5 protein-coding genes are annotated in these 6,249 nt (G+C 36.4%); 3 read left to right on the top strand and 2 right to left on the bottom strand.

Annotated features, from left to right (window positions below):
- Together P9B04_RS12615 and P9B04_RS12610 are read left to right on the top strand one after the other, a co-directional pair.
- A partial coding sequence (locus P9B04_RS12615) for a hypothetical protein (RefSeq protein WP_342055344.1) occupies positions 1–697 on the top strand: 697 nt, incomplete at its 5' end.
- A 32-nt stretch (positions 698–729) separates the two neighbouring features.
- On the top strand, positions 730–1,827 hold the full coding sequence (locus tag P9B04_RS12610) for a hypothetical protein (protein WP_342055343.1): 1,098 nt from the start codon (positions 730–732) through the stop codon (positions 1,825–1,827).
- A 63-nt stretch (positions 1,828–1,890) separates the two neighbouring features.
- Here the strand turns inward: P9B04_RS12610 and P9B04_RS12605 are convergent, their stop codons facing one another.
- Both P9B04_RS12605 and P9B04_RS12600 read right to left on the bottom strand, forming a co-directional pair.
- Positions 1,891–2,778 carry a pentapeptide repeat-containing protein gene (locus P9B04_RS12605; protein WP_446718000.1) on the bottom strand — a complete coding sequence of 296 codons (888 nt, stop codon included), beginning with the start codon at positions 2,776–2,778 and terminating at the stop codon, positions 1,891–1,893.
- Between the two features lie 500 nt (positions 2,779–3,278).
- The gene (locus tag P9B04_RS12600; protein WP_342055341.1) at positions 3,279–4,196 is read right to left on the bottom strand and encodes a transposase; all 918 of its coding nucleotides are present in this window, start codon (positions 4,194–4,196) and stop codon (positions 3,279–3,281) included.
- A 197-nt stretch (positions 4,197–4,393) separates the two neighbouring features.
- Here P9B04_RS12600 and carA point away from each other — a divergent pair, with 197 nt between their 5' ends.
- Positions 4,394–5,539, top strand: coding sequence for a glutamine-hydrolyzing carbamoyl-phosphate synthase small subunit (gene carA / locus P9B04_RS12595; RefSeq protein WP_342055340.1), 1,146 nt, complete (start codon positions 4,394–4,396; stop codon positions 5,537–5,539).
- Positions 5,540–6,249 lie beyond the last annotated feature (710 nt).

Raw genomic sequence — 6,249 nt, 5'->3', positions numbered from 1 at the left:
ATCTTTGTCCCCTAACTTTCGGCGAGTCCCCCCAGACTTTTTGAGAAGCTTCGATGCACTTTATATATTAAATCAAGAATACCGAGAGAAGTTAAGACTATTACAACAAGAAAATAGTCAACAAAAAGAATCTTTAGAAAAAGAACAAGAAAAAACTCGGAACAATTGGGAAAATGAAAACCAAGAATTTACCACAAGAATAGAAGAAGAGGGCGAGTTAATCAATAAACAAAGGGAACAGGAAGTAGCTAATCATCAATATCAAACCCAACGACTCAGAAAAGTTGAGCAAGATGAGTATCAAGAGAAAAAACGTCAACAAGAAAGACAATTACAGCTATTGAGCATAGCGAAAGAAAAAGCTTGGCAAGAACGGGAAAATTTACTCAATCAACAAGTAGAAGAATTTGAAAAAAATCAGCAAAAAATTTTAGAATTGGAGGAGAAAGTCAAAGAAGAGTACAACAAAGCTAAGGGAGAAGCTATTAAAACTGCTGATAGAGAAGCTCAGGTTAAAATCAACTTAATGGAAAAAGAATGGGAGTTAAGCAAACAAGGATATGAATTAAAAATCCAATCGCTAGAAACCAAAATCAACCAGAATAACGAACAAGTTTCAGAGCTAACTACTCAATTGCATAACACAACCAATCAAGCACAAGACTTGGCAATACGAGCATTTCAGGGTAATAACTAAGTAGAAATTTTAACTAATCAAGAGGTAAAATCATGGCTCAAAAAATCAATTCTAAAAGTACAAAAGTCCAAATTTTGGAAGCTTACGAAGAACTAATGCAAGAAAAAGCTGCATTAGAAAAAAAAGTTAAACAAAAAGTGCAAACGCCTCCTATCAACTCAAGTATCTCTCAAGACAATAAACCCGATAATTCCTCTCAGAAAAAAAATATGAACTCTCAAAGCAAAACCTTTAACAACAATATTACTTTAACTATTGAAAACTTAGAAAAGTTACAAAGTAATTTTGGTAGTGCAGTTAGTCATTTATCTGAGCAATTAATTACTGAAGCAGACTTATTAGCAGAACTCAATAAATTTTCTACAGAAGAATTAGCAGAATTAGCAGAATTGCACGAAATAGAAACAATTGAAAACGATACCCTATCCCATTTAGTAGAAGATTATCAAAATACAGCAAAAACCAATCAAGAAGAACTAACCGTACAACAGGAAAACTTAACCCGAGAAATCGAAGAATTACAAAAAAATTGGCACAAAGAAAAACTAAATCATAGTCGAGAAATTAGAGACAGAGATCAAGAATACTTGACTAATAAAAAGCGAGATGAAGAACAATATAGCTATAATTTAGAACTGGAAAGACAACTTGATAAAGAAGAATACGAAGCAGAAAAACAAAACTTATATCAAGAATTAAAAGAAGTTCAAGAAACTCAGGAAAAACAATGGCAAGAAAGAGAAGATAATATCATTAAACAAGAAAAAGAACAGGAAGTAGCAAAAGCTAAAGTTCAAACACTGGAACAAGAATTAGAAGAAAAAACAAAACAAGGGAAAGAAGAAGGAAAAGGAATAGGAAATTATCAAGCTAAAATTAAATTAGACTTAAGAATCAAAGAAATAGAAGGAGAAAAACAAAACTATGAATTAAGAATTTTGGCACTGGAAGAAACTATCAAAAACCAAGAAATTCGCCGCCAAAGTCTATCTCAACAGTTAGAATCATCTCTTAAACAAGTACAGGATTTAGCTGTTAAAGCTATTGAAGGAACTTCTAATCGAAATTCCTTTGAAGCGATGAAGGAAATAGCAATGGAGCAAGCAAAAAATCAACCAAAAAGTAAATAGAGAAAGTTTCTAAATTTAACTTAAAGCTAGTCTCCAGTCACTTTTGAGAATTAGTATTATTAATTAAACAGCAATATCTGCGTGTAAAAGTTCCAAAGAGCTAAGACGATTCAGGTTATGTTTAAGTTTTGATTCCGAAGAATTATATATAGTGGTTGGGGATTTTAAGTTAGTTTGAATTACTTTAGTGTCGCTAAATTTCGCATTAGTAAAATCAGCATTTTCAATCACTGCGTGAGTTAAATCAGCCCCCTCTAAATCCGTGTCTCTTAAATTCGCCCCGCGCAGATTCGCCCCGCGCAAACTACTGTAACGTAATGTCGCACCTTGTAAGTTTGCACCTTGCAAGTTTGCCCCTTGTAAGCTGCTGTAACAAAGGTGAGACTCCCGAAAATTAGCTTGTTCAAAATCTGTATTGCTTAAGTCAACTTCTTTAATAAATGTCCCACTTAAATTTGTGCCGAAAAACGACGCTTGTTGCAAATTTGTGCAACTTAAACGAGCTTGCGATAGATTAGCCCAATTAAAATTAACCCCTTGTAAATTCGCTTCTCGTAAGTTGATTTCGCGAAGATTAGCCCCACAGCAATTGGCGTAGGATAAATCAGCAGCTCGTAAGTTCGTGTAGGATAGATTAGCTCCCCCTAATTTAGCGTTGATTAAAACAGATTTAACCATAAATGCTCCCGTCAAATCAGCTTTTGTCAAATCTGTTTCAATTAGTTGGGACTCACTCATTTTAGCGTAAGTTAAGTTTCCCCAATTTAGACTAGCTTGGTTTAAATTAGATTTGGTTAAAAACCCCCGACTAAGGTTAATTCCCATTAAATTAGATTGAGTTAAATTTACAGAAATTAGCATAGCTCGGGATAAATCTTCCCCAGTTAGATTGAGTTTTGGGAAGTTTCGATGCCCTTGTTCATATCGTCGTAGTAGGTGACTAATATTCATAGCAGGATTAGACACACTCAAAGATGGTGACTTAATAAAAGGTAATAAACCCGATGGTTTAATTAACAACACCCTCTATAGTTATCTTTCTAAAACAAGAAGACAAGGATGTTTGTTTGTCCTAATTTTACTGCTAAGAAAATCCGATTGGTGTGATTAACTCCTATTTGTTAGAAAACTTATTTGTTATTTATTTTTGCTTATATTGTTTTGTAAAGTGTTTTATCTAATACTCAGTAATTACCTCTAATTTGTAAAGAATGTTTATTTTTTGACTGAAATTTTACCAGCTTTCTTGACTTTCTATAGCAATAAGGAATGATTCATGAGACATCTTCTTTCCCAGTTATCAGTTATCAGTTACCACTGCTCACTGTTGACTTTTGCCTATACCTCAGACTTAAATTCTCACAACTGATGACTGATTGCTATATCAATATATTGACTGGAATTTCCGTCAATCTTCTGATAATTTCATCATTTTCTGGATTCAAGATAATTTAGTCTGAATGGGAAACCAAAGAATATATTTGACCATCCAGGAGAATGCGAGTAATTCCCTTAGCTTGCAGATGGTAGCAGGTTTTATAGAGAAGACGACCATCAGGAACCTTAATAACTCGTTGGAAACGATTGGAAAAACGACGTGCAACCCGATGGTTATCAAAAATCGGTAAAGTTTTCTGTTGCACTTCACCCACAGGAATTTGACCTAAATGGGCAAACTCTTTTAATGGTTTTGCGATTAATTCAGCAGAGCGATCGATCACAAGATAACAAGTTTTCGGGAAGGTAGCTTCAGACAATGGCAAAACCTGAATATCAGTCGGTGTGGACAAAGAATTGTCGTAATCTTGCTCATTTACTTCCTCATCTTCATCTTCTTGGTCATCCCAGTCATCGTCGCTATCGTCCAACTCTTCTCCTAGCATTTCTCCGACAGCTAAGACATTAACCTCTTCTAATTCTTCGGTTTCTTTATCCTCATCGTTTTCTGGAGAAACCAAAATTGGAAAGTCCTTGTTAACCTTGACCGGTTTAGGTTTTGAGGAGGGTTTATCGGTAGGACTTTCAGCCGAAGACTCCACAGACTCTGTTTGTTCCTGAGTTACTTCAGATACGGCATCTGTCTCTGGTGGAGAAATAGCTTCAACTTTTTTAATAATTGGTTTTGTTGATTTTGGGGGAGGAGTTTCGATATTCTCTAGCTCAGTTTGAGACTTACTGGTTCTCGCTAAGCGTTTTTGTTGAATTAAATCTTCATACTCCAAATCCGAGAGAGTATTTTTCAAAAAACGGCTAATGGTGGAACTACTGACCCCATAACGGTCAGCTAAGGTAGAAGTGGTTTCCGGGGTTTGACGATAAAGATTAAGAATTTCTTGTTTGTCGTCGTCTGTCAATTTCTTGGGACTCATGGCATTATACCTACCTTTTTGGCAGTTTAACTCTACCTTAACACCTCAGATACATCTGCTAAAATTGTCCCCAGTAACTTAGGGTTAAACCGATTCTCAACAGGTGACTAGGACATCAAGATTTAATGGATTGCTGGATCTAGTGTATCGTTAACCGCTAAGTTCCATCCCTTCTTAGTATCAAAAACTTAATGATTATGGCAATGGCAAAGGGTAAACCCGCTTTATTGGTGTTAGCTGACGGAACAACTTTTGAAGGGTTATCCTTCGGTGCGAAAGGAACAACGGTGGGGGAGGTAGTATTTAATACGGGAATGACAGGATATCAAGAAGTTTTAACCGACCCTAGTTATTGTGGTCAGATGGTCACGTTTACCTATCCTGAGTTGGGCAACACAGGGGTTAACCCAGACGACGAAGAATCGGACAAACCCCAAGTTAAAGGGGTGATTGCCCGTAACATAACCCATCGTCCCAGTAATTGGCGTTCTACTGAGTCCTTGCCAGATTATTTGATTCGTCACAACATTGTCGGTATTTACGGCATCGATACTAGGGCTTTAACCCGTAAAATTCGTTCTGTGGGGGCGATGAATGGGATTATCTCTACAGAAGTCTTCGATCAAGGGGAATTGTTGCGTCAAGTTCAATCGGTTCCCTCTATGGCAGGGTTAAACCTGGTTAAAGAAGTGACCACCAAAGAGGTTTATGAATGGTCAACCCCCACCGATAGTAATTGGGCTTTTAATAATAACAACGGTGATAGTTCTCAAGAAAGTTACACAGTTGTAGCCATAGATTTTGGGGTGAAACGAAATATTTTACGACGTTTAGCTAGTTATGGTTGCAAAATTATTGTGGTTCCTGCGGCAACTCCTGCTGAAGAAATTTTGCAGTACAATCCTGATGGTATTTTCTTGTCCAATGGACCGGGTGATCCCTCGGCAGTTACGGAAGGGGTTAGTACGGTTCAAGCGTTAATCCAAAAGGGAAAACCTACTTTTGGTATCTGTATGGGACACCAAATTTTAGGGTTATCTCTAGGTGCCGAAACCTTTAAGTTAAAGTTTGGTCATCGCGGTTTAAATCAACCCTGTGGACTAGAACAACAGGTAGAGATTACCAGTCAAAATCACGGTTTTGCTGTAACCGAAAGTTCCTTAGATGCAGAGGTGGAAATCACCCATCTCAATCTAAACGATCGCACAGTGGCCGGTTTATGCCATAAAACCTTACCTTTCTTCTCGGTACAATACCATCCCGAAGCCAGTCCCGGTCCCCACGATGCAGACTATTTATTTGAGAAGTTTGTCAAAATGATGCAGGAAAATAAGGGTAATTAAGAATTACTCAAAGAAAGGCTACTAGGATCAAAGACATGGTAACTTCGTAAAAGATTAGAGAACGAGCAACACAAAGTCCTGGTAATTTTTTCATGTTTTTCTGTTAATTTGGGTCAATCAATAATTAATGTCTGAGTAGAAAAAGAGGAGGGGTAATATTACTATCATCAACACCAACTCCTCCCTCAAGACAATGACCCCTCACACCTAAACATCTGTTTAAGGAAACGCTTTGCAAAAAACAGATTGTAGATGTCGGACAAAGGCAATCGGTAGACTTTTTTGACTGCGTTTTGCCTTCAATCTTAGTTTAGCTGGTTATCTATCGTACTTCAGTCCCAGAAAAAAGAGAATTTTACTAATTTATTTATAGAAAATTATTTTAATAAAGTGGAAAAATAGGGAAATAAAGGGAAGTTTTATTATCTACTAAGTACCTGTATAAAAATAACCGTTACAGTTGAGAAGAGGCAGAAGGCAGGGGGCAGAAGGCAGGAGTATGCTTACCAGTATGTTGACAAATATTTATACAGTGAGCTTTATTTATGTCTGACTATTTAATTGTACTTGATGTCTGTATCAAATAATACTTACTCTTTCATTATTTCGTATAAATTGCAACAATATAGGTTTTTTTATAAAAAATTACCAACTCATATATAGCAATCAGGAATGAGGTGTGAGAAAATGAAAGAATAGTAAATCTAGAC

It is taken from the genome of Crocosphaera sp. Alani8, assembly GCF_038442745.1.
GTDB lineage: Bacteria > Cyanobacteriota > Cyanobacteriia > Cyanobacteriales > Microcystaceae > Crocosphaera.
Note: the sequence above shows the minus strand (reverse complement) of the source record. Positions and strands in the feature narration are given on the sequence as shown.